Annotated in this window: 26 protein-coding genes and 1 pseudogene; 11 read left to right on the top strand and 16 right to left on the bottom strand. The window is 54.9% G+C overall.

What is annotated here, in order from left to right; all coding sequences use genetic code 11:
* Positions 1–91: 91 nt before the first annotated feature.
* The 11 genes from AC2FH0_RS09770 to ehuR form a co-directional block, all read right to left on the bottom strand.
* Entirely contained in the window at positions 92–574 is a 483-nt protein-coding gene (locus AC2FH0_RS09770) for an Lrp/AsnC family transcriptional regulator (protein ID WP_142637871.1), read from the bottom strand.
* A 23-nt stretch (positions 575–597) separates the two neighbouring features.
* Positions 598–1590 carry a N(2)-acetyl-L-2,4-diaminobutanoate deacetylase DoeB gene (gene doeB, locus AC2FH0_RS09765; RefSeq protein ID WP_496789216.1) on the bottom strand — a complete coding sequence of 331 codons (993 nt, stop codon included), beginning with the start codon at positions 1588–1590 and terminating at the stop codon, positions 598–600.
* A 3-nt stretch (positions 1591–1593) separates the two neighbouring features.
* On the bottom strand, positions 1594–2781 hold the full coding sequence (gene doeA, locus AC2FH0_RS09760; protein WP_496789215.1) for an ectoine hydrolase DoeA: 1188 nt from the start codon (positions 2779–2781) through the stop codon (positions 1594–1596).
* A gap of 15 nt (positions 2782–2796) precedes the next feature.
* Complete coding sequence (eutC, locus tag AC2FH0_RS09755; RefSeq protein WP_496789213.1) at positions 2797–3789, bottom strand: ectoine utilization protein EutC; 993 nt, start codon at positions 3787–3789, stop codon at positions 2797–2799.
* 1 nt (position 3790) lies between these two features.
* A complete protein-coding gene (gene eutB, locus AC2FH0_RS09750; protein ID WP_496708869.1) occupies positions 3791–4780 on the bottom strand; it encodes a hydroxyectoine utilization dehydratase EutB in 990 nt (329 codons plus the stop codon).
* A gap of 20 nt (positions 4781–4800) precedes the next feature.
* Complete coding sequence (gene eutA, locus AC2FH0_RS09745; protein WP_496701212.1) at positions 4801–5565, bottom strand: ectoine utilization protein EutA; 765 nt, start codon at positions 5563–5565, stop codon at positions 4801–4803.
* 8 nt (positions 5566–5573) lie between these two features.
* Positions 5574–6011 carry a universal stress protein gene (locus AC2FH0_RS09740; protein ID WP_496701214.1) on the bottom strand — a complete coding sequence of 146 codons (438 nt, stop codon included), beginning with the start codon at positions 6009–6011 and terminating at the stop codon, positions 5574–5576.
* A gap of 12 nt (positions 6012–6023) precedes the next feature.
* Positions 6024–7310, bottom strand: a complete 1287-nt coding sequence (locus AC2FH0_RS09735; protein WP_282027707.1) for a TRAP transporter large permease — start codon at positions 7308–7310, stop codon at positions 6024–6026.
* Positions 7311–7312: 2 nt separating this feature from the next.
* Positions 7313–7885, bottom strand: a complete 573-nt coding sequence (locus AC2FH0_RS09730; protein ID WP_142637854.1) for a TRAP transporter small permease — start codon at positions 7883–7885, stop codon at positions 7313–7315.
* 138 nt (positions 7886–8023) lie between these two features.
* A complete protein-coding gene (gene dctP / locus AC2FH0_RS09725; protein ID WP_142637852.1) occupies positions 8024–9043 on the bottom strand; it encodes a TRAP transporter substrate-binding protein DctP in 1020 nt (339 codons plus the stop codon).
* Between the two features lie 95 nt (positions 9044–9138).
* Complete coding sequence (gene ehuR / locus AC2FH0_RS09720) at positions 9139–10533, bottom strand: MocR-like ectoine utilization transcription factor EhuR (RefSeq protein ID WP_496789212.1); 1395 nt, start codon at positions 10531–10533, stop codon at positions 9139–9141.
* 143 nt (positions 10534–10676) lie between these two features.
* Between ehuR and AC2FH0_RS09715 the strand changes: the two are divergent.
* Positions 10677–10933 (top strand): annotated as a pseudogene (locus AC2FH0_RS09715) (site-specific integrase); the annotation flags it as partial.
* Positions 10934–11093: 160 nt separating this feature from the next.
* Complete coding sequence (locus AC2FH0_RS09710) at positions 11094–12041, top strand: DMT family transporter (protein ID WP_334223312.1); 948 nt, start codon at positions 11094–11096, stop codon at positions 12039–12041.
* 104 nt (positions 12042–12145) lie between these two features.
* Here AC2FH0_RS09710 and AC2FH0_RS09705 read toward each other — a convergent pair whose 3' ends face one another.
* A complete protein-coding gene (locus tag AC2FH0_RS09705; RefSeq protein ID WP_496789210.1) occupies positions 12146–12541 on the bottom strand; it encodes a hypothetical protein in 396 nt (131 codons plus the stop codon).
* A 367-nt stretch (positions 12542–12908) separates the two neighbouring features.
* On the opposite strand from AC2FH0_RS09705, the gene AC2FH0_RS09700 reads away from it, so the two are divergent.
* The 8 genes from AC2FH0_RS09700 to AC2FH0_RS09665 all read left to right on the top strand — a co-directional run bounded on the left by AC2FH0_RS09700 (position 12909) and on the right by AC2FH0_RS09665 (position 19334).
* Positions 12909–14120: a caspase family protein gene (locus AC2FH0_RS09700; protein WP_496701222.1), complete on the top strand. Its 1212-nt coding sequence runs from the start codon at positions 12909–12911 to the stop codon at positions 14118–14120.
* Positions 14121–14209: 89 nt separating this feature from the next.
* Positions 14210–14956 carry a M15 family metallopeptidase gene (locus AC2FH0_RS09695; protein ID WP_496693007.1) on the top strand — a complete coding sequence of 249 codons (747 nt, stop codon included), beginning with the start codon at positions 14210–14212 and terminating at the stop codon, positions 14954–14956.
* A gap of 46 nt (positions 14957–15002) precedes the next feature.
* A complete protein-coding gene (locus AC2FH0_RS09690; RefSeq protein ID WP_496693006.1) occupies positions 15003–15392 on the top strand; it encodes a hypothetical protein in 390 nt (129 codons plus the stop codon).
* Positions 15364–16101, top strand: a complete 738-nt coding sequence (locus AC2FH0_RS09685; RefSeq protein WP_496789208.1) for a hypothetical protein — start codon at positions 15364–15366, stop codon at positions 16099–16101. Before AC2FH0_RS09690 ends, AC2FH0_RS09685 begins: the two co-directional genes overlap by 29 nt.
* 1134 nt (positions 16102–17235) lie before the next feature.
* On the top strand, positions 17236–17667 hold the full coding sequence (locus AC2FH0_RS09680; RefSeq protein ID WP_496789289.1) for a c-type cytochrome: 432 nt from the start codon (positions 17236–17238) through the stop codon (positions 17665–17667).
* A gap of 10 nt (positions 17668–17677) precedes the next feature.
* Positions 17678–18019, top strand: a complete 342-nt coding sequence (locus AC2FH0_RS09675) for a copper resistance CopC family protein (RefSeq protein ID WP_496789206.1) — start codon at positions 17678–17680, stop codon at positions 18017–18019.
* Entirely contained in the window at positions 18016–18888 is an 873-nt protein-coding gene (locus tag AC2FH0_RS09670) for a CopD family protein (protein ID WP_496789204.1), read from the top strand. Before AC2FH0_RS09675 ends, AC2FH0_RS09670 begins: the two co-directional genes overlap by 4 nt.
* Positions 18889–18965: 77 nt before the next feature.
* Positions 18966–19334, top strand: coding sequence for a c-type cytochrome (locus AC2FH0_RS09665; RefSeq protein WP_496786670.1), 369 nt, complete (start codon positions 18966–18968; stop codon positions 19332–19334).
* A gap of 79 nt (positions 19335–19413) precedes the next feature.
* On the opposite strand, the gene AC2FH0_RS09660 is transcribed toward AC2FH0_RS09665, so the two are convergent.
* Positions 19414–20505: an NAD(P)/FAD-dependent oxidoreductase gene (locus AC2FH0_RS09660; RefSeq protein ID WP_496789202.1), complete on the bottom strand. Its 1092-nt coding sequence runs from the start codon at positions 20503–20505 to the stop codon at positions 19414–19416.
* Between the two features lie 87 nt (positions 20506–20592).
* Between AC2FH0_RS09660 and AC2FH0_RS09655 the strand changes: the two genes are divergently transcribed.
* A complete protein-coding gene (locus tag AC2FH0_RS09655) occupies positions 20593–20952 on the top strand; it encodes a winged helix-turn-helix transcriptional regulator (RefSeq protein ID WP_142637835.1) in 360 nt (119 codons plus the stop codon).
* 54 nt (positions 20953–21006) lie between these two features.
* Here the strand turns inward: AC2FH0_RS09655 and AC2FH0_RS09650 are convergent, their stop codons facing one another.
* The 3 genes from AC2FH0_RS09650 to dctP (AC2FH0_RS09640) all read right to left on the bottom strand — a co-directional run bounded on the left by AC2FH0_RS09650 (position 21007) and on the right by dctP (AC2FH0_RS09640) (position 23983).
* Positions 21007–22317 carry a TRAP transporter large permease gene (locus AC2FH0_RS09650; RefSeq protein WP_271950034.1) on the bottom strand — a complete coding sequence of 437 codons (1311 nt, stop codon included), beginning with the start codon at positions 22315–22317 and terminating at the stop codon, positions 21007–21009.
* Complete coding sequence (locus AC2FH0_RS09645; RefSeq protein ID WP_142637832.1) at positions 22314–22853, bottom strand: TRAP transporter small permease subunit; 540 nt, start codon at positions 22851–22853, stop codon at positions 22314–22316. The genes AC2FH0_RS09650 and AC2FH0_RS09645 overlap by 4 nt, the downstream gene beginning before the upstream one ends.
* Positions 22854–22918: 65 nt before the next feature.
* The gene (gene dctP, locus AC2FH0_RS09640) at positions 22919–23983 is read right to left on the bottom strand and encodes a TRAP transporter substrate-binding protein DctP (RefSeq protein ID WP_496694008.1); all 1065 of its coding nucleotides are present in this window, start codon (positions 23981–23983) and stop codon (positions 22919–22921) included.
* Between the last annotated feature and the right edge of the window lie 30 nt (positions 23984–24013).

Raw genomic sequence — 24013 nt, 5'->3', positions numbered from 1 at the left:
CGACAATGTCGGGCATTACAGGCAAAGGATGAGACCAAATTTCAGGGCCAAAGCAGAGTATTCTACTGTCAACCATCTCTCAGGCAGAGGGTTACTCCTGCCATCCAGCAATGAGGGAAATCGGCGGAACGCCCTGCCCCTTCACTGGTTTGGTGACAATATAGGTAAAATATTTTTCCAGACCTATGTCAGCATTGAGCATTTCATCAATCAGGCGTTGATAGGCATCGATATCGCGCGTCACGATTTGCAGGATGTAATCAAATCCTCCGCCAAGCGCCCAGCAGGCCAACACTTCTTCATAGCGTTGCATTGCGGCCTCAAAAGCCTGAAAGCTGGCAGCGGTATGATCGGACAGTTCGGCCGCAACAAAAACAGTTACATGTGGCCCAAGTTTGCGCAGGTTGATCTCGGCTCTATATCGCTTGATCAACCCGGCTTTTTCCAACTTTTTCAGCCGCTCCCAGCAGGGGGTGGGCGACAGGCCAACGCGGTCGGCCAAAGCCGTTTTTGTGATGCGCCCGTCGGTTGAAAGCACCCGTAGAATATCCAGATCGCGGGCGTCGAGCCGCATGGTCTCACCTCCGGGGAATAAAGTTATCCAACTTTCAACCCGATCACCGCCGCGCAATCGCCCGCTTTGATGAGACCGGGAAAGTGGCGACTGATCAAAAGGCCCGTAACTTTGGCTCGGTATTCAATCGGGGCAATCCCGGTGCGGTCAACCGGCCAAATGCGGGCCACAACATCGCCTTGGCTGACCTGTTCGCCAAGATCAACCATCGGCTCGTAGAGGCCATCGTTTTCCGAGAACACGAAGCAGTTACCATCGGGCATATCCAGGCGCACGGTTGGATCAATCTGCATCTCGCCCTTCAGAATTCCTGCGTGGATCAGCACATTGCGCAGGCCCTTTTTTGCAACGGCAATCGACTTGGCTGTGGCAGAGCCACCACCGCCCAATTCTGTTGAAACCAGAACCTTACCCATATCTTCGACCGCGGTGTCGTACATTCCGACATTGTCGATCTCCAGTAGCTGCACCGAATAGGGGGCGTTAAAGGCGGCCATCGCGGCGAAACAGGCCGCTTCATTGGCTTTATCTTCAAGGATATGGGCCGCCGCGAAGGGCACGAAATCCAGCGTTTTTCCGCCCGAGTGAAAATCCACCGCAATATCGGCCATTGGCAAAAGTACGCGCTGGAAATAGTCGGCAATCTTTTCGGTTGGGGTGCCATCTGGCCGGCCCGGAAAGGCACGGTTCATATTGCCTTTGTCGATGGGCGAGGTGCGTAACCCGGCGCGAAAAGCGGGATAATTGAAGGCAGGCACGATGATCACGCGTCCGGCGATGTCCTCGGGCTTTAGCGTAACCGTCAGTTCTTGCAACGCCACGGGCCCTTCATATTCATCGCCATGGTTGGCGCCGGTCAGCAAAGCCGTAGGCCCATCTCCGTTTTTGATAACCGTTAGCGGGATCATAATTGACCCCCAAGCACTGTCATCCCGGCTGTAAGGCAGCCGTAGGAAACCGTGGTGGATACCATCGCTATCCAGCGGGATCGTCGGGGAAATTGGGTTGGGTGTCATTACTCAGTCCTTCACAACCATTTTGCGGGGCACGTTGGCCAGGCACTCATGGCCGGATCTGGTGATGCGGATGCTTTCAGTAATCTCAAAACCCCAATCCTCCATCCAGAGGCCGGTCATGAAGTGCAGGGTCATGTTCTCCTGCAGAACCGTCTTGTCGCCAGGGCGAAGCGAGAAGGTCCGCTCGCCCCAGTCAGGCGGGTAGCTGACACCGATCGGGTAACCGGTGCGGTTATCTTTGGTGATCCCGTGTTTCTTTAGCACGCTGAAGAAGGCAATTGCGACATCCTCGCAGAGGTTGCCCTCTTTTGCAGCCTCCAGCCCGGCCTCCATGCCCTCAAGCACAGCCTTTTCAGCGTCGAGGAATGTTTGCGTGGGCTTTCCAAGGAAGACCGTGCGCGACAGCGGGCAGTGGTAGCGTTTGACGACACCTGCGATCTCGAAAAACGTGCCTTCGCCGGATTTCATTGGCTGATCGTCCCATGTCAAATGCGGGGCTGAGGCATCCGCGCCTGAGGGCAAAAGTGGCACCAGCGCGGGATAGTCTCCGCCCGCACCGATCTGTGCGTCATAGCGTAAGGCCGCATCATAGATTTCCGCCACCAGATCGCATTTGCGGATGCCCGGCTCGACCTTTTCAAAGATACGTTCATGCATACGGCCCACAATGCGGCCTGCTTGGCGCATGTATTCCAGCTCGGTTTCAGATTTTACCGCGCGCTGCCAGTTGACCAACGCAGTCGCATCGGAAAATTTGGCATTTGGCATGTGGTGCTGTAGCGCGGCAAAGGCCGCAGCTGTGAACCAGTAGTTGTCCATCTCAACGCCGATATGGCCCTTATCCAGCTTACGATCGGCCAGCTGTGCCGACAGGTAGTCCATCGGGTGACGTTCGGTGGATTGTACATAATGGTCCGGGTAACCGATGATATTGGCGGGATCCATAAAGCAGGTGCGAAGCGCGCCATTGGCATCTTGTCCACGGCCGTACCAGACCGGCTCGCCAGTGAGACTCAGCACTACGCATTGATGCACGTAAAAAGACCAACCGTCATAGCCGGTCAACCAGTTCATGTTCGAAGGGTCCGTCACGATCAGAAGGTCAAGCCCACGTTCGGCCATGGCGGCGCGGGTTTTTGCAATGCGCTGGCTGAACTCATCGCGTGAGAAGTGGAGTTTTGGTTCTGGCATAGAATTAATCCGTTGTTAGCTTGAAAACGTGGTGCCTTTGCCTGAGTTTTCCGCGCGCTGGCGAGCAAGCGTGGCAATGGCGGTGTCTTGGACACCCGTACCTGTCAGGTCAGCAATAATGATGTCACTGTCGGATTGTCGCCCCGGCGCCTTGTCGGAGGTGATATCACCCAGTTCAGCAAACCTGCCATCAGCCGGGAAAATGCCTACCGCAATGGCGCTGCGCAGCTCGCCTTTGAGGGCGCATTGGGCTTGGCTGTCGGGCACATAGAGCGTTGCCTTGGCAAGACAACCCGGGTCAAGCTCGACCTTGTGTTCCTGATCCGAACCCATCGCAATGACAAGCTGCCCCGGTTGCAGCCAGTCCGCTTTGATCAGCGGGGTCGCCGAAGGGGTTGTCGTGACGATGATATCTGCCGAGGACACGGCACCCGCCCTATCAGTGCTGGCCGTGACGTCGACCCCAAGTTCTTCGCGAAGGCTGGAAGCCAAGGTTTCGGCCTTGGCCGCATCCCGCGCCCAGATCACAGCGCTTTCGATGCCGCGCACAAGGGTCAGCGCCTTGAGTTGTAGCTTCGCCTGCACACCAGCACCGATGATACACGCGCGTGTCGCGTCCTCGCGCGCAAGGTGGCGCGCAGATACCGCTCCCGCAGCGGCGGTGCGCACATCCGTGAGATAACCATTATCCAGAAGCAAAGCTTCCAGAACGCCAGTGGTGCTTGAGAATAGCACCATCAAGCCTGATGTGCTGGGCAGGCCCAGCTTGGGATTATCGAAAAAGCCGGGACTCATCTTCATGGCAAAGCTGTCTATGCCGGGGACATAAGCAGACTTTACACATACCTCGCCATTATGATCTGGAACCATCAGTGTCATGATTGGCGGCATGACCACTTTGCCCCCGGCCAGTGTCGAAAAACCCTGTTCGATGCAGTCCACTGCATCGATATCGAGCGGCACCAGATCGCGCAATTCGGCTTCTGTCAGAATTTTAATCTGCGCCATTCTAGCCCTCCGCCGTCACATCTACATCTTCGCCGGAAATGATCCGGTGATGCAGCTGCATGTCGATGTTTTGCCCCGATATCAGCGCGACGCACCGACCTGGGTCTTTGATTTTTCCCGCCAGAAGCGCGGCAATGCCGACACTGCCGGACCCTTCAATGATCTGACGTTCCTGCCAATAGGCGTGACGGATGGCAGCAGCAATCTCGGTCTCGGTCACAAGAATCAGATCATCAACAAAGGCACGAGTCATGGCAAAAGTGTGCTGGTTGTCCAATCCAACCCCACCGCCCAGCGAGTCGGCCAGTGTCGACAGTTCTTCGACCAGAACCGGTTTCCCTGCCTTCTGGCTTTCATACATAGCCGCCCCGCGCTCCATCGAAATTCCGATAACGCGGACCTGCGGATTAACCGCCTTCATCACCATCCCGACGCCGGAAATCAGCCCGCCGCCCGACAGCGGCACCAGAACCGTTTCAAGATCCGGGGATTGTTCCAGCATTTCCAGTGCAACGGTGCTTTGCCCGGCAATGATATCGCGATGATCAAACGGGGGAAGCATGACCATCCCATCGGCGACCAGCCTGTCAACTTCTACCTGTGCGTCATCCTGAGAACGCCCGACAATGCGCACCTCTGCGCCTTGCGCCTTGATGCCGTCCACCTTGTTTTGCGGCACCAGTTCCGACATGCAGATGATACACCGCACCCCGGCCTGCTTTGCCGCATAGGCCAAACCGCGCCCGTGATTGCCCGTCGATACACCCACCACACCTTTGGCGCGCTGCGCATCGCTAAGTGACAACACAGCATTGGATGCCCCGCGCAGCTTGAAACTGCCGGTAATCTGGCCTTGCTCCAGCTTGAGGCGAATATCACCGCCGGTGGCTTTGCTGAGCGCGTCTGACGACACCGTCGGCGTGACCCGGATCGACTGTGCGATCCGCGCGCGCGCAGCAAAACTATCCTGAAGTGTGATTTCAGAGCTCATTTCTTGTCCTGACTTTTTTCCTATTTACTGAACAACATACCGCCCGCGGGATAATCCGAAGTAATCCCAAGATGCCTCATGCAGCGCCAAACCATCGCCTGATTGGAGGTAACAACCGGTTTGCCAAGTCGGGCCTCCAATTGTGCGACACATGGGGCGGCACGCACCGCCGTACAGGAAATAAAAAGCGCATCAGCATCGGGATCGCACGCAGCAACACCACCTTCGATAATGCTGTCCATTGAGACGCGCGCCATGTCGCGATCATCGGACAATCCAAAGCAAACAGCGTTCACCACGTCGAGGCCGTGTTGCGAGAAATAGGTGACCAGAGAATCCGTCACATCCTGCGTATAGGGCGTAAGAACGCTTACTTTTTTTACCCCCAAAGCCTCAAATGCATCAAAGGCTGCCGAGCTGGGTGTGACGCATGGCGTGCCCGGCTTTGCGCTGTTCATGTGCTCGGCCACTTTGTCGTTCCCCAACACTACCGAAGCTGCCGTGCATCCATAGACCAATACATCTAGCGCCTCGCCAGGCAGGATCTCTGCTGCGGCATCGGTCAGCAGCGGCCCTGTCTTCAAAAGGCTTTCATGTGTGGTTGGGTTTTCAAACCCGATCCGGTTTACATATACGCCCACATCATGCCCTTGCAGAATGCGTGCGAAGTCAGTTTCCGTCGTATGATCCGTGGCCAGCGTGACCAACCCGATACGATGTGTGACAGGGCGAGCATCCAGCGCGAGAGCCACAGACGAGGTCGAAGATTGTATATCCAAAGCCATTGCCATCCTCACACCACCAGAACCGGGCATTGCGCAAGGCTGGTCACTTTGTGAGAGACGCTGCCCAGCAAATAGCCCTCAATCGATCCCAATCCCCGGCTGCCCATGACGATCAGGTCATTCTCATGTTCTTTGGAAAAGCTGACGATAGTCCGCGCCGTTGGCCCGCCTTTGACAAAGGCCCGGATGCTCTCGCACCCTGCCTCGTGCGCAATGGACGCGCCGCGTTCAGCAGTTTCCTTTGCGTGATCGCGCATGATCCCGTCAATATCATCGGGCTTTTCTGCATCGATGACATACATCGATCCTTCCAGTATCGAATGATGACGGTAGAGCGTCAGTACCAACATTTCCGCATCACACAACTTAGCCAATTCAGCGGCTTTGCGAAGGGCGGCCTCTGATCCTTCAGACCCGTCGAAAGCAGCGAGTATTGATTTGAACATTTGTCGCTCCTTTTATTTGTTAAAGGCGATGTCGCGCAAAAACAGTGCCACCTGCGGGAAGAAGATCATCAAGACCGAGACACTCAAAAGCATGATCACGAAAGGCGGCGTTCCTCTGATTACTTCCAGATAGGGACGTTTGAACACCGCAACCGCTGTGAAGATATCGCATCCGAACGGCGGGGTGGCCGAGCCGATGGCGGCCTGCAATGTGATCAAAGTGCCGACCAGAATTGGGTCCAGCCCGGTTTTCTCGACCACGGGCGCAAAGATCGGAACAAAGATCAAGATGACCACGATGGGATCCACGAACATACAGCCGATGAAGAACGCAATCGCAATTGTGAATAGGACGCCGATCTGCCCCATTTCATCAATGCCAAGAGCGCCCAATATCTGTTGCGGTATCTGCGCGAATGACAGAACCCAGGCAAAGGCAGCACCTGCACCCACCAAAATAAAAACTACCGCCGTTACCATGCCCGTTGACAGGGCGACCTGGTATAGGCCGGTGATTTTCATTGTTTTGAAAATGAAGACTTCCAGCAACACCGCATAGGCCACGCTGATTGCTGCGGCTTCGGTCGGGCTGAAAACGCCGAAGAAGATGCCGCCGATGATCAGAACCGGGAAACCCAGCGGCCACAAGGCCCGTTTCACCGCTGCCGCGCGTTCGCACCATGTGGCGGCCGGTTCAGTGGGGACGTCATTTATTTTGGCGTAGATCATACTGTAGACCGAGAACATGAACAGGATTAACAATCCGGGCCCTATGCCCGCGATGAACAGTTCAGGGATGGAGGCCTTGGCAACTACACCGTAGATGATCATCCCAATACTGGGCGGGATCAGGAACGCGATGTCACTTGAGTTGACGATCAGGGCCAAAATGAAAGAATCCTTGTAGCCACCTTTCAGCATTCGGGGCCTGAGTGGCGTTCCCACCGCAACGACCGTGGCTTGGGTGGACCCGGACACGGCACCGAACAATGCGCAAGCCGCAGCTGTACTGACGGCCAACCCCCCTCGAACATGGCGAACAAAGGCCATGACCATATCAATCAGCCGCCCTGCGGACTGGCCACGTGTCATGATATCCGCTGCCAGAATGAACATAGGCACGGCGATCAATGAAGAGGGCCGGATACCACCCAACATTTGCTGAATCATAAACTCGGTTTTGTCGATTGTGCCAAACAGCTCGATCACGCCGATGAACGCGCCGGCAATGAGGGGAACCATCATCGGAAACCCCATAAGCAGCAGGACAACCATTGCGGAAAACATTAAGAGTGCCATGGTTAAAGCTCCACTTCCAGTTCCCGCGCATCTGCTTCTCGCAGATCAGTTGACAGGTAGATTTCAGGTTCCTGAAGGTTTTTGATGAAAGTGAGCGCGTATTGAACCCCGGTCACAAACAGCCCAATCGGCACCCAGATGTAGCTGAGATAAACAGGGAATCCGAGGGCGGGATAGACCCGCCCCTTGGCGTACATGCTGATGATGTATTGCACAGCGTACCACGCCAAGAGCAGCAACAGCACAGCGGTGACTCCCGTGACTACAACCATCAAGATTTTTCTGACCCGTTCGGGTAACGCGTCTGAGATGGCGGACATGCGGATATGCCGACCATGGCGCGCGGCGTAGCCGATACCAGCAAATGTCACCAACAATATGAATATACTGTTCAACTCTTCGGCGAATATAATGGAGTGGTTGAAAACAAACCGGCTGATGACATTTGCGATGGTGTTGACTGCCATCAGAATGACGCCTGTGGCCATGATCACCCGCTCAAGCGCAGCGATCCCCTTGTCAATGCCATCAACAATTCCGGCAAGGCCCGACTTTTTCTGCGTCGTTTCGCTCATATTCCCCCCGAACATTCGCAACATAGGCTGATCGCCGGTTTACTATTTCCAAATTGCAGGCCCGAACTATGGTTCTGGGCCTGCACCGATTTTTCAGATGAACACATCGCAAACGTGATGGATGCCTGTGGCAAAGCGCTACTGCTGCGCAGCCGCTAGATCCTTCTTCATTTGCTCGAGGATGGCAGCGCCACGTTCGCCCGCTCTTTCGACAAAGGCTGCTTCGACCGCTTTTGCACGTTCTTTAAAGGGTGCACGCTCTTCCTCGGTTAGCCGGTTTATTGTGTAGCCCGGATTGCTCTCCTGAATTTTTGCCAGACCGGTTGCATCCAGTTCGACGGCAACATCAAGAATATAATCGAGTGCGACTTGCGACGCATTCTGAACAAGTTCTTTGTCCGCATCGCTTAGCGCGTCGTAAAACTCTGCATTTGCCATCACAGCAGTCGTGTACTGACCATGTCCGGTATAGGTCATCACATTAGTCAGGTTATCCAGATCATAGGCCTCGATCCAAATTGCCGGGTTTTCTTGCCCGTCAACCATTTTAGTTTTCAGTCCGCCGATCAACTCGCCCCAAGGCATGGCAATCGGGGAAGCGCCAAAGGCCGTGTAAGTCTCCAAAAGCAATGGTGAGGTCATGGTCCGAATTTTCATACCTTCCAAATCGGCAGGTGTCCGAAATTCCTCCATTGTGGTGACCACCATTTCACCTTCCGGGAACACCGACAACAATTCCAATCCCTGTTCGCGATAGATATCGTGGAACATCTCGTTTACAGCGACGCCTTCTTTGAAAAACTTGCGCACGACTTGAGGGTCCGTCGGCTGGATATATGGCACCAGAAAGGCTTCGGCCTCTGGGATCAACGCACCGGTGAAACCTGGAGATTGATCAATGAACTGCAGCAATCCAGCCTGGGCCTGCTCCATGGCGTCGGCCGATTCACCAAGCGTACCCACAGGATAAATCTGGACTGTGTGATCCGAGTTGGCTTCGATTTCCTCTTTGAACTTGGTGGCGTACAGGCCTTGCGGATCTGTCAGCCCCTCTTCCATAGCATAGCGCCAATTGTCCGCATAAGCGGCAGTTGAGGTTAGCAATGCAGCAGCAAGGGGTGCGCAGACGCGCAGGGTAAAACGTGCAGTCTTGGTCATCATATCCTCCCAGATATCACCTTCTTTGTTAGTGATGTTCCACCACATCCCGAAGATTGTACTGCGAGTCAATTATTATATTGTTGCGCTACATTCTAGTAAGCGAATTGCGGCAAAGGCTCGCGTGGGCGCAAAAGTAAACCGGCCAGAAGCTTCAGAGCTTGGCGAAAACGTTCGATTTCGCGAATGCTTCCCACCGAAATGCGCACTGCATTTGTTGGGGTAGCCTTGGGAGAAAGGAATGGGCTTTCGGGGGACACCGCAACATTTAGTTCGCGGGCATGGGCGACAAAACTGTTGGAATCCCAATCTGGAGGGAGCTGCAACCAAAGATGCAAACTGGCCGGATGGCCCGTCCATTTAAAACCAGCAAGCTCTTGCGTTGCTATGTGATACCGCTTGACAATTTCCGCGCGCTGCCAATCCGCCAGCGCTTGTGCTGTGCCATCTTCCACCCAGCGTGAGGCAAGTTCGCAGATCAGCGGCGTTGCCATCCAACCAAATACGATCAGTCTCGCTGTCAATGCAGGAAGCAAATGGTCCGGAGCAACGGCATAACCCGCACGCAACCCGCTGACCGTGCATTTGGTGAACGTTGTCAGGTAGACCGACAGTTCTGGTGCGAACATCGAAACAGGCGGCTGGCGATCCGCTGCGACCGGACCAAACGCATCGTTTTCAATAATATGCAGCCTATGTTTGCGGGCGATTGCAGCAATTTGGCGCCGACGTTCCTCTGGCATCATATGTACATTAGGGTTGGCAAGAGATGGTAATAAATACAATGCCTTAGGTGACTTATCAACGCACGCCCTTTCCAATGCATCGGGCAGGATTCCGTGCTCATCAGTTTCAAGGCCAACATGTCGGTATCCGAAATATGCGACACTCGAAACCAAGAGGTGATGCGTGACCATATCTGACAGAATGACGTCGCCAGGACGCAATATCGCAGACATTGCTGCCGACATTCCATGCGTTACCCCATTCGTCATGAGGACTGAATCTGCATTTGTCTCGAGGCCGCAATGTGAAAGCCATTTGACTCCCGTTTTTCGGTGAGTCGCGTGGCCTACATTCGGACGTGTAGAAAGATATATGGCCGGGTCGAGCCCAGCATGCAAAGTCCTCAGCGTTGATTGCATCGCCTCAACATGCAGGCCATTAAACAAGGGGCGCGAAATCGACATGTCGAACAAGTTTCGAGGTTCTGACTCCAACTTGAATGGCTGTCCGTCGGTTTTGTCAGTATCGACAACATAGCTGCCACGCCCAATCTGACCATCGATCAGGTTTTGGCGACGCAGAATGTCGTAAGCTTTGCTGACGGTATTAACGCTCAACCTCAGGTCATCGGCCAGTTTCCGGTGTGTGGGTAATTTCTGTCCAGGTGACAAACTGCCGTCTTCGATCGCGCCTGCAATCATCGTGGCAAGGCTCGTATGCAGCGGTGAACTCAGCGTATCTCGGGATGGTTTCCAATTTGTCATGCGACAATAGTAACCAATTCGAATTCGCGAACAAGCAGATCAATCACCAAGAGCTTCACAGGGGTCGGAATTACAGCTTTTTCTATGTGTCTCCCTTGAAAAGAAAGTAATTGCTGTGACCGTGGATCTATCACTTAGTTTTCCTGAAGATCTCAACACGTCAGTATGCGCGGATTGTCCGGGACTGGATGAAGCCCATTGGCTTCGAGGCCAGCGCCTAAGGAACTCCATCAATGCGCCGGACCAAAGTCACGCAGTTCTACAAGAAAAGACAGGAAGTCTTCGGGCGATTCAGTTGCTCTTGGGTCATGCAAAGATGGTAAGCACGGTTCGGCATCTGAGCGTCGAGCTTGAAGACGCCTTTGCCATCGCAGCAGCAATCGAGATCAAGAGCTTGTAGACCAATTTTGAACCGGCCATCTGCTGCTGCGCATCTCATCGAACCTGCTGTTCGTTTCTAGCGCAAATTCTAACCCACCCCCAACTCGCAAGTTGAGGGATTTTTGCTCCGCGTCGCATAGAGAACAGACACGCGTTTAGCGACGTTTCTACAAGATGAGATGTCCTCGGCTGATTCCATACCTCAATCTACGGATCGCATCCTTGCAGGAGTTGCACTGATGCTTGGATTTTGCCTCACCGCTCCTTTGCTGGACGTAGCTGCAAAACTCGCGTCGGCTAGCGTACCAGTTGGGCAGATTACGGCTGCTCGCTTTGTAGTGCAGTGCGTGTTGATGGCCCCGTTCGTCTGGATAATGGGGCTGTCGTTGCATGTAGCGCGAGGCAAATTGATCGTACTCGCATTCCGCTCATTACTTTTGCTGTTCGCAACTTTTTGCTTCATTGCTGCCATCCGTGTGATGCCACTCGCCGATGCGTTGGCAATCGTGTTTGTGGCCCCGTTCATTGTCTTGTTGGTTGGTAAGTTTTACCTTGGTGAAGACGTAGGTCCGCGTCGTGTCGGGGCAGCTCTTGTCGGGTTTGTTGGGGTAATGTTCGTCATCCAGCCCAGTTTCGCGGCCTTCGGCGCGGTTGCAATAATTCCGCTTGGTACGGCAGTTGCTTTCGCTTTCTACATTCTTGTGACGCGAGGATTGTCGCGTCGGATGCATCCCGTGGCTCTGCAATTCCACACTGGCCTGATTGCCAGCCTGTTTTCCATTCCAATCTTAATATTTGCGCAAGGCTCTGGTTCGGAGCTGTTCGATCCTGTTTGGCCGACAGACATCGCTTTGTTGTGGCTTTTGGGAGCTGGTTTTTTTGCAACGGTGAGCCACATGATGATGACCTATGCGCTTTCGTTCGCGCCTTCAGCCACATTGGCACCTTTGCAGTACTTTGAGCTGCCAGTTGCGACCCTGTTCGGCTATCTTGTCTTCAATGACTTTCCGAACACGCTTAGCCTACTTGGTATTGCAATCATCATCAGTGCAGGGCTGTACATGATTCATCGCGAAAGAGTCGTAGCCAGACAATTGGTCACAGAACGTGCAGCACCTCCAATCTAAAACTACTCTCGCTCTCGGCCAAATTTCAGACATTTGAGCAAAGCAGAATTTGGGATGACCGCTTCCGCCGAGCTAGCCCTGGTACACTGCACAAAATCGGACGGCTACGGCCCTTCGCAAACCAGCGGGAAGGCACCGATTTCCGGAATCGTGAGCGTGCCTACAGTGACGGATTTGTCTCTTTCGACAGCGGTTATCAATCGAACCGAGGCAACGATCCGACTGTATTCGGGATCGGCAAAGTCGATTACAGTACGCATATCGACATCGGCCCCCTGTGCCACGATGATTGGTATCGCACCATCGACTTCAGTAAGGCTCCAGTGTTTGCCGTCTGCGTGAATGGTCGCGCTTACGACTGCGAGACCAGGGACAGTTCCCAATCCGACATCAAATACAGCGCCTGATCCATCAGGGGCCTCGCAATACAGCCCGACAGTTGCGAATGCCGAGGTTGCCGAGAGGAGCGCTAAGAGCGCCAGTGCAGTAGTTCTGATCATGAACTTTCCTTTTCGTTCGCAATCCGGTCAAAATATATCTTTGGTTCAAAGTTCTCAATAAGCGCGCCTGAACGCGGGTCAAAGAAGCAGAAACACCAGCACCCTCAGACCACTACGTTGCCCCAAATTAATGGCACCGCACGGCTGGAACTTGGCTGGTTCCAGTGAGGTTCTGCGCGTCGGAGCGGACATCCAACTTCAGCGCAGCAGCGAAAGCAAAGATTTGCATCATCCATTTCTCTGGATGTCGACATTGTCAAAAATGTGGACAACGCTCCGCCCGGCTTTCTAGGTGAAGTTGGACACGACCTCACACACACGTTAGCCTTAAATTCAGAGCGGTACGACAAACGTTAAGGAGACCGTTTTGCGTTTATTTATGTGGATCGCCGCCACACTGCTATGCGGTTCGCTCGCCACTGCCGAGGAACGGCTGGCGATGGTTATTGGGATCGACAGCTATGAAAATATTAACGACCTGCAAAAGGCAGGCAATGACGCTCGAGCCGTCTCTGCCACGCTGAGCGAACTCGGATTTGTGGTCACCGAACTGATCGACCCCGAGCGGCTGGACCTGCGGCGCGGCCTTGTAGATTTCTCTCGCCAGATCAGTCCTGGCGACGAGGTAGTGTTCTACTTTGCAGGACACGGCATCGAAGTAGAAGGTCGCAATTACCTGCTGCCCACCGACGTACCCCAAGTGCGTCCGGGCGAAGAAGATTTTGTGACCGGCGAAAGCATCGCTGCTGACCAGATCCTTGATGTAATCCAGTCCCGCGGTGCGCGCGTGGCACTGATGATACTCGATGCCTGCCGCGACAACCCATTCCCCACCCAAGGTACCCGGTCCGTGGGCCGCTCGAGCGGGCTATCGCGAATGGAACCGGCCGAAGGGGCCTTCGTCCTCTTTTCTGCCGGTACAGGCCAGACTGCGCTGGACCGACTGTCGGACAATGACCCAAACCCCAACTCGGTCTTCACTCGCTCCCTGCTGGAGCGGATGACCACACCCGGCCTACCTCTGAACGAGCTAGTGCGCCTTGTGCGGACCGACGTGCGTAAACTGGCTGCCAGTGTGAACCACAACCAGTTCCCAGCTTACTACGACCAGCTACAGGGCACATTTACCTTTGAGCGCGGCGGCCCCGCCCCGCTCCCAGTAACTGTTCCAACGCCCCAACCCTCTGCCCCTCAGATCAGCCCATGCGACGCGGCACGCGCTGACTGGGAGGTGCTACAAACCACGTCTAGCACCTCCGCGCTGGAAGCGTTCATGACCATGCACGCGGGCTGCCCCATCTATGCCGCCGCTGCTCAGGATCGGATCGACACGCTCAGTGCCGCTACCCAACCCGCCGAAAGGGCCGTGGCACCAGTGCCTTCGCCGCCCAGCACCTGCGAACAGCTTTGGTACTCGCGCAACCTCATCTTTCATAACAACGGCTTCTGCTTTCAGTCCACGCGTGCGCGGGCTGCCTTTGACACAAGCCAATGCACCACTCGAAACCCGCGCCTGACAGCAGCCGAACAAGGCGAGGTGCAGCGTCTGCAAGCGCTCGAAAGGGCCAATGGATGCTAATATCGCGGCTAGTCGCTGTCTCTCTTGCGCTTGGACTCTTGCCGAGTTTTGCGCGTGCAGATGGCTGCGTCCCCCGCGATTTTCTGGCGATGCCATTACCGCAGGGTCGGTCCGCAATCGCCACAGCACTTGAGACCGCATATCCCGGCCTGACCGTCGACGAAGCAGCGAAAACGCTAACAACGGGCGGCCAGACGCTGCCACTTGGCGCGGCTCATAACGGTCCGCCGAAGGAACGGCTGGCGAACGCCTCCATCACCGACCAGTTCGCACAGATTTATCCGCTGGCCTTTGACCTCGCGGCGCGTGACACACCCTGGTTCGATCCAGGCCGCGCCCGCAACGACGCCTTCTTCCGCGCACTTTATGGGCAAACAGAAACTCAGGTTGCAGCCCGGCTCTGGCGCGCAGAATACCAGGGGCCGAAGCGCCGCGCCCGTTTTGCCTTGAACAGCCACCACTGCGCTGCACATCAATTACAAGCTGCGTTCGATGCGATGGCTGCCAGTGGTGAGGATTTTGACCCATATTTCACCCAAGTCGGCGGAAGCTTTAACTGGCGCCGTATCGCTGGCACGCCACGGCTAAGCGCGCACAGTTTTGGTATCGCGGTCGACTTCAACACGCAGCTTGGCGGCTATTGGCGCTGGTCAGGCGCTCCTGAAGGCAACGCCGGGGCCTACGAAAATCAATACCCAGTTGCGCTCGTTCAGCAAATGGAACGCTTTGGGTTTATCTGGGGAGGCAAATGGCACCACTTCGATGGAATGCACTTTGAGTACCGACCCGAACTCATCTTATACGCACGCCTCAAAACGGGTTCACAAAACAACTGAGTCGCGCTTATCCTTGTCTGTCAAGACTCCTGGGTGGACACACACAATGAAGAACCTGACATCAGCGGCCTCCATTTGCATCGCGTGTGCCCTCGTCGCACCGCCGGTTTTTGCGGATTGCGGGTTTTGCGCCGAAAAGGTCACTTTGAACGAACTGCTCGCGAAATGCTATCTCAAGCGGCTGAACGACGAACGCTTGGCGGCATCACAGAACAACTCAGAGGTGCACCTTGTTGATTTGTCCGCATGTGGTTTAGATCGCAGTGCGACTGCGCTTCCGGACGTGCAAACCGATGGAGGGGGGCCGGTGCAGCTGGACCAGGCGTTTCTAATACCCGAACCGGCGCTTGATTGTCTTGCGCGCGAGGTCGAAACCGCGCAATTCGAAAAGGACAAAACACTGACATTTGAGGTCCGCGTTGACTGCTCCAACTGACAAACGGTCGATTAGGCGTACGCGTTCCAATGATCTGGACCCGGGCGCAGCCGAACTTTCCGGTGTTCTTGAACCTGTACAGGCGGACGAGGATGTCGAACCAGGAGACGACGGCCCGCTTGGCCGCCGCATTGCCACCGCCGACACGGCCCCCGCGCCTAAAACCGCATGGGAACGAATTGAAAGCACCTTTCGCCTTTTATCACTGATCGCTATTGCCGCCTCCGCCGGGGTCTCGGCGTTGAACTTCTATCAGGGTTACCTCGACACAAAAAAGGAGCGCTCCATCGAGTTGATGTCGGACTGGCAGAAAACCGGTGCACGCGAAACATACACCCAACTAGGCAACGTTCTGATCCCCGCAATCAAAGCTGCGGGCGAAGTACCCGCGGACTTGCCCGAGCGAGCCCGGCAACTGGCCCGTAAGCAGATCGGGGCTAACCTATTAGAAAATCTCAAAACAGGCGATGCAGATACACTCAAAGAAATCGAAGCGCAGATCGACACAGTAGTTGTATTTTTCAGCGAGGTTGAATTTTGTTTACGCGCCGACCTTTGCAATACTCCTTTGCTCAAAGACTATTTTGGAACGGAAGTGACCTTATTTTGGGACTATTTTCAGGCCTACGCCTTTGAACAACGCGCCGGTCTATACCCAACCTACGGGGACGCGGTAGAAGCGCTGGCAATCAGCTTTGCAAGCCCATGAACGATGTCACGAAACGGCGCATATACTGAGGACCAACTTTTCCCAATAAAGATAATGTCGGCCCAAAAGAGACATTCCCCACCCGCGCGCGATGCTACGTTCGCAACCAGCGCTGCCCACCCCAGCCAGACACCGCAGCGTGTCAGACATGAGTTTCGCCAGAATATCGCTGGTAGCTGGCCAGACCGATGCTCTCGCCAGCAAGGGCAGTTACAACATCTGGATCAATACACAAACTCACGCGTCGATGAGCAGGTCTTGGGAAACCATATTCCAACTTGGAGTATTTGCTGCGAGAGTGGCGAGAAGACCTCGACTATTCGACGGATTGAAATGCAGCAAATCGAACAACGGCCAATGCACAAAGCAAATACGATGTGACTAACCTTCCAGAAGATTGATGCGACCACTGAATCCCAGAGTAAGTTCCTCTACTATCCGATCGTCGGCGTTGGCACTGCTGCGACCTGTGTTGCCGTTTGGCCGCTAATCAGTTGCTTGGCCCAACTGATAGAAATCAAAATAGACCCGGACTCTCTGCATTTGATGAGAATCGCGCGACGGACAAGAGCGGGGAATGCCCCATCACGAATATCAGCGTTGTAATTTCCTTTAGAACGGCGTGGGGCATAATGAAGCTGTAGGCGTTGTCTTGTGTGTTCCGCTGCATTAGCGTCCGGAATCATGGTCATCCGACGATACACATTTGCGCTATTGACGAGTCTTCTGGTCATTCTGGCCGGATTTGTTAGCGAGTCTCATGCCTGCGTCGGGCTTCATTGCGGGGACCATATGCAATCGGCAGGACACTCCGCCGCGGTGAAAAGCATCCCTGACATCTCGGCCCAAAGCAGCCAGCACGACACGGATAGTGCCGGAGCCGGAGAGTGTAACCCTTCGCTTTGCCAAGCCGTCGTACTGATCTCGCAGAACAGCCAAGTCGTGTGGAATCAATATCAGCTTGACCGAGAGTTCCAGATTGGATCCCAATCCAAGTTGACTGAACCAGATAGCCCCTACAGACCCCCTGACCTTTGAAGCTGCCAAAATCCGCGCGCGCCTAAGTGACCGGCCCTTGCGGCTGTTTGCGATGTGCCGCAGCACTTCCAGCTTCTACAAAGTCAGGTTCAACCCATGAAGAAAAGTCACTTGTTAATCGGCGCTTGCGTCGTCTCGGCTGTTGCCGCTTTCATAGTTTTTCGTTCAGACCCAATCGAAGAATCCAGCCCTCAGGCGACAGTTTCAAGAGTCGACCTAGTCGCAATTCAGTTGCCACCTATTGAGGGCAATGCAGCAATCGGCCAGCGGGTCTTTGATGCCTCCTGTGCCACTTGCCACGGTGTCAACGCGGTCGGAATTGACGGCGCAGGACCGCCGCTGATCCACAAGATATACGAACCTAGTCACCACGCTGATGAAGCGTTTCAGAGGGCGGTTTCACAGGGTGTAAGAAGTCACCATTGGCAGTTTGGAGACATGCCGCCCGTCGACGGCTTGACGCGAGGTGACGTCGCTATGGTGATCGCCTACATTCGTGAAATCCAGCGCGCCAACGGAATAAATTGAGGATAGGCCCATGAAGAAGATTGTAATGCTTATACTCTTGGCTGCGCTCCCCGGTTTTGCGCTGGCGCATTCCAAGGTCACAGAAACAACACCTGCAGACGGAACCACAGTAACGACTGTGCCTGCTGAAGTTGGCCTCAATTTCTCGAAAGACATCCGGCTGACCCGGATAGAGATGGCACACGAAGAACACGGGGCAGTACGACTGGATTTGGGCGACCAGGCAAGATTTGCTCAGAAGTTCAAAATTCCATTGCCAGGCAATGGCGCGGGCACCTATGTCATCGAGTGGCGCGGTTTAGGTGAGGACGGTCATGCGATGCAGGGCGCGTTTACCTTTACTGTGGAATGAGCATGCCAGACATCTGGGGAATTGCTGCAATCCTCGCAAAGCTAGCACTCTATATCGGCTTTGCGGGGGCCACTGGCCTTGTGGTCGTTAAGTGTCTCTATTCCAGCTTGGTCACACCGATAAGCCTGGCGATGAAACGCCAATCCATGGCCTTGGCATGGCTTGCTCTCATTGCGACGGCACTGGGGTTCATGCTTCGTGGAGCCCTCTTGACGGGCGGAGCGGATGGGCTGGTCGACCCCGAGATGCTTGGATTACTCTGGCAGACATCCGTAGGCGATGTATTTGTTTATCGAGTGATAGGCGCAGCAATGATCCTTGTCGGATTGTCTGTTCCGCGCTTTGGTTTAGGGATCGCACTTGTGGGTGGCACGATGGCTCTGTGGTCCTTTGCACAGATCGGGCACCTATCGGATCTAGAGAATTTTGGTACCCAACTCTTGTTACTAGCACACCTGCTCTGTGTAGCTTTCTGGGTAGGCATCTTCAGCCCGCTGCGGAGTATGGCTCTTCAACCTGAGCAAATTGCAGACGCTGCTGCACTTGGGCATAGGTTTGGCCAAGCTGCGGCACTAATGGTACCCGCATTGATCGTCGCAGGTTTCTGGATGGCTTGGTTGCTTGTTGGTGATCTCCGAGCGCTCATCTCCACTGGTTATGGGCAGGCCCTGTTGCTCAAAGTACTATTTGTAGGGCTGCTATTGATCCTAGCCGCCGCGAACAAGCTTCGATTTGTTCCGGCAATGCTAGACGGAGATACCAAGGCGGCGCAGCACCTCGCCCGTTCCATCGAAGTTGAGGCGCTGATCGTTCTGGCGGTGCTGACAACTACGGCGACACTAACAACCGTTCTGACGCTTCCGAATTGAGGTGGGTGGAGATGACCAGGCACTTATTTATTTTGGTCCTATGCAGCATTTATTCCAGCGTTGCCGCGGATCATACGTTGACAGACAGAGACGTGGCGAATGGACAGAGGCTCTACGTAGATCAATGCGCCGCGTGCCACGGCGTTAACCTGGAAGGCCAACCCAACTGGCAAACACCGGGTGAAGACAGTGTGATGCCTGCGCCACCACATGACGTGACCGGGCACACATGGCACCATGATAGCCTGCTTTTGTTTGACTACACCAAATTCGGCGGTGCAAAGACACTGGCCGCACGCGGCGTCAAGAATTTCAACAGTGGCATGCCGGGTTTCGAAGGCACTTTGACTGATGACGGCATATGGGATGTTCTGGCTTATATCCGTTCCACATGGCCGAAAGATATTCAGCAGGTACAAGCCAGTCGCAACCTCGCACACGACTAGAGGCAGGCCAACACGAATGTCACAGATATCATCCGAGTGGGATGCCTGAACGTTGGCAAATCGCAATGCTCAGAAGGAACTATTTTCCCGAGCTCGAAATCCCAAAAGCCTTTCGATATTTGGGAATGAAAATATCTTTCCCCTTTATCTTGCGTGTGATCCAGTCACCCACTGTCACAAAAAGCCAGCTGCTTCCGATGACCGGCCCAAGGGGCACCAGAATTGGTGCTTTTTTCCAGGGCGCGTAGGGTTTCTGACTTTCGACGGGTGCGCCCTCGATTACTTTCTTAAGCGTTTTGATCAGCCACGGATTCTGCCGTGCCGTTGCTACGATTGTCATTCCGTCGCCAATGTCGGCAATGTCACCGCCGACGAAGACATTCGGATAGCTTGACGGTCGCAACCATTTGTCGGTTTTGACCCTACCCAATGCATCAGCCGACACGCCCGGAAGGCTTTGAACCAAAGACGATTGGGGTTTCGATCCAACCACCGGAAATACCAGATCGGCCGCAATCACTCTACCGTCGGTCAAGCTCACGGATCCTTCGTAGGGCCGATCCAAATGGCGTAAATCCTGCGCCCTCTGGCCGAGAATGACAGTGACGCCCAGCCGTTCCAATTTACCTTTGAGCTGCGCGCCTAGCTTGGCCGGGTATTTGGGAAACAAGGTATCATCCGACGAAACCAGGGTGATGGATTTACCCGGATGTGCCGAGGCGGTTTCGCCCGCAAGCTCTGTCCCGACAGCGCCTGCCCCTACGATCACAACTGAATTCGCCTTGGCCAGTTGCGCGCTGACGTCTTTGCTCGCTTGCTGAAAATCCGCAATGCTGCCACCCGACGGCTTGAACGGCGCTGCATAGGATGATCCGGTGGCGATCAGGATATAGTCCGCCGGAAAGACAGCTCCAGATTCTAAAGTGACCTCGGTTTCAGAAACCGAAACGGCGCGCCCGCGCACGACCTTACCCGATAGCAGCAGATTGTCGTATGGCAGGATGATCTGGTCCAGCAAGGCGGGTTCAACCAGCGCGCGGATCGCTGCAGGCGGATGCACGAACGCTTCGCGTTGCTCAATCAGGGTGACGTCCGCGCAAGCGTCCAGTTCCCGGGCAACTTCAAACCCGACATAGCCCCCGCCAATGATCACAATTTTCTTCTTCGCCATTGGGTCCCCCCGTTGCGGCATAACGTTCTGACCACTATCTAAAATTGCACGTTCACACGAACAAGTACGGTCATCTAGGATACTGCCTTGAAACATGATGAGTTAGAGGATCATTGTCAGATCGAAGCATTGATCTCGGCGATCTCAGGTCGATGGAAGCTGTTGATCATCTACTGGCTTTCGCAGGGAGACTGCCGGTTCAACCAGCTTCAGCGAAACCTCGGACGCATCACGCATCGAACGTTAACGCGCCAGCTGACCGAGTTGCAGACGACGGGCTTTGTCTCTCGCAAAGACTTCAAGACCATACCGCCGCATGTCGAATACAGCCTCACACCTCTGGGTCAAAGCCTGCTTCCACTGCTGTATGAGATGCATCAATGGGCGGCGCAGAATGCGGACAAGTTACCGGAACCGAAAGATCTTTCGAAACAGCTTGGGCGATGACCCAGCCCCTTGAACCAGGGCCAGGCATCTGAAGGGGCAAGACCAAGATCTATGTCAAAGCCCGACCAATATCTCTGGCAACCATGTCGCCACTTCGGGGATCAGGATGATGACCACAAGAACCAGCATTTGCGCCCCTACAAAGGGCAACACGCCGCGATACATCTGCCCATAGCTCATGTCACGCGGAGCGATTGAGCGAAGATAGAAAATCGACGGTGCCATTGGCGGTGTCAGATACGAAGTCTGAATCACCACTAGAACCATCATGGCAAACCAGATCGGATCAATTCCGGCGGATTTCACGATCGGGGCAAAGATCGGAATGAAAATCAGAACGATCGACACCCAGTCCAGTACAAAGCCCGCGAAAAAAACCACCAACAAAAAGAATGCGATGATACCGGCATTGCCATACCCGATCCCGGCAACGGTATCGCGCACCAGCTGTCCGCCTCCGGTGACCGCAAAGATGCTGGTGAACATCGTTCCTCCGGCCACGATCAACATGATCATAGCGGTGATGCGCAGGGTCACATTCAGTGCCTCGGACATCAGTTTCAGGTTTAGTTCCCGAAACATCAAAGCCAACAGGATCGTACCGGCGGCCCCGACTGCGGCAGCTTCGGTAGCCGAGGCAACACCGGCCAGAAGCGAGCCCAGCACCAGGACAATCAATGCCAGCGGGGGCAACAATGCCGTCAACGTCACCTTCATCTTACGGCCGGTTGACATCGCGCGCTCTGCCTGTGGCAACGGAGGAGCGTCAGCAGGTCGGACCATGCTGCGCACTAAAATATAAAGCACGAAGAACACCACCATCAGCAAGCCGGGCAGGATAGATGCGGCAAACAGCTTGCCAATCGACAGCTGCGCAATCGACGCATAGACGACCACAATGACCGAGGGTGGAATTATTGTCCCCAGTGAGCCCCCTGCACAGATTGTTCCCGCGATGAGGTCATTACGATAACCCGCTTTGGTCATGGCTGGGATGGCCATCAACCCCACAACTATCTCGACCGCACCTACAACGCCGGATGCGGCGGCGAAAACCGCGCACATTGCAATCGTCGACAGCGCTAATCCACCGGGCAAGCCGCCCAGCCACAACTGCAGTGCAAAGAACAGGCGTTTCGCGATCCCCGAACGCTCAAGTATCGCCCCCATGAAAATGAACAGAGGGATTGCTGCCAGTACGAAATTCGAAGCCGTATGAAGCAGCGGACCATAAAGCTGCAAAAAGATCAGCTCACCGAACACCATGTAGCCAAAGGCGACGGAGATGATGATGAGCGAAAAGGCCACCGGCACTCCGGCAAAGACCAACACAAAAAGGGCTGCAAACATCAGTAATGGTGTCATTGGTTTTCTTCCATGCCGTCCAGTTCGCCCGGTGCCTCACCAGGGTTCTTGCGCCCCGAAAGCAACTTGATCGCCTCAGCCAGGAATTGCAGCGCCAAGGCCGCCAGACCAACGGCGATGACCGTGTAAAACGGCCAAACAACCGGCGCCCAGGGGCTGACGCTTTCGACCTCTCCGGTGATCAGTGCTTTCCAGGCTTTTTTGCTTGCAACCCAGGCAAAGATGGTCGTGATCGGTGTCATGACCAACAGAAAGACAGCACCGTTCAACAGCTGCTGCGCCCGCATCGGCATACGCTGAGACAGAAAGTCGATCCTGACATGCACGTCACAGCGCAGGGCATAAGCCGCCCCAAGCAGAAAAACCGAACCGTTCAGCATGTACGAGATATCAAACGCCCAAAGCGTCGGCGCACCAAACGCATAGCGAGCAACAACCTCGTACAGCATTGCCACGATCAGGGCAAAAATTACGCATCGACCCAGCAGGGCCAGCGCCCCGGCAATCGCGTCGATGACTCTGAGAATAGTGGTCATGTATGTCCCCGGAAACGGATGACCGGCACGAATATCCGGTCATCCAACCAATGTCAGGGCAGAGCCTATTCGGCGCTGTCGCGAACCAAATAACCCGAATTCTCGGCCCAGTTCGCTTGATAGGTGAGGTAGCTGTCCAGAACCTCTTGCATCCGGGCGCTTCCGTCTTCGGCTTTTTTGGCAGCCTGGCTACGGGCCCAATCGCGCCCGGCGGCGCGGATCTTTTCGGATTCCGCTGGTACCATGTTGATGATTTCAACTTTGGTATCGCGGAAGGCAGCCATGGCTTGAATGTCCGCGTGACCGAAATGTGTGAAGCTTTCGTATGTTGTCAGCTTGGCCGCTGCGGTAACCTGAAGCTTGATATCCTCGGGCAGAGCATCCCAAGTTTCCTGTTTGACGAAGACTTCCCACAGAAAGGACGGCTGATGCACGCCGGGCATGATCATATAGGGCGCAACCTCGTGGAAACCTTCAGAGATATTGCCTCCTGGTGTCGACCATTCGACCGCGTCCACACCCTTACGCTGCAGCAAAGTGTAGATTTCATTTCCCGGGACAACCGTCGGAACGCCGCCAAAGCTGTCCTGTAGAACAGCGGCCCATGCGCCCGAGGTCCGGTATTTGACGCCCTTCAGATCGTTGGTTGTTTCGATCTTGACGTTCGAATGCGCCATAACTTCGGACGTACCGACCCCAACGACCAGCGTGTGCAGACCCATTTCTTCGCGGCGGAAATCCTGCAGCATCTGCTCACCGCCGCCTTCATAGATCCAGTGCAGGGTCGCCTCGCCGGACATGCCACCGGGGAAGCTGGCGAAAACGGCATTGGTCGGGTCCTGGTTTACCAGATAAGACGGCGTGGAATGTCCGGCTTCGACGATGCCGTCCTGAACTACTTCATACGCCTTGAAGGCCGGGGCCAGAACGCCCGCGCCAAAAGGTTGGACATGCATGCGTCCCGCGGTCAGTGTGTCCACATTAGCCGCAAATCGTTCCATGAAGTTCTGGTAAAAGAATGAACCTTCACCAATCGCTGCGGTCATCTTCCATTCAATTTCTGCGGCGCTTGCGGGCATTGCAAGCGTGGCTGTTACCGCCAGGGCGGCAAAGTTCGAGAAGAGTTTCATCTTGTCCTCCTGTTATGGGCCAAAGCCCGA

This window comes from Ruegeria sp. CDSC051 (genome assembly GCF_059610665.1).
This window is presented reverse-complemented; position numbering and strand designations above follow the sequence as displayed.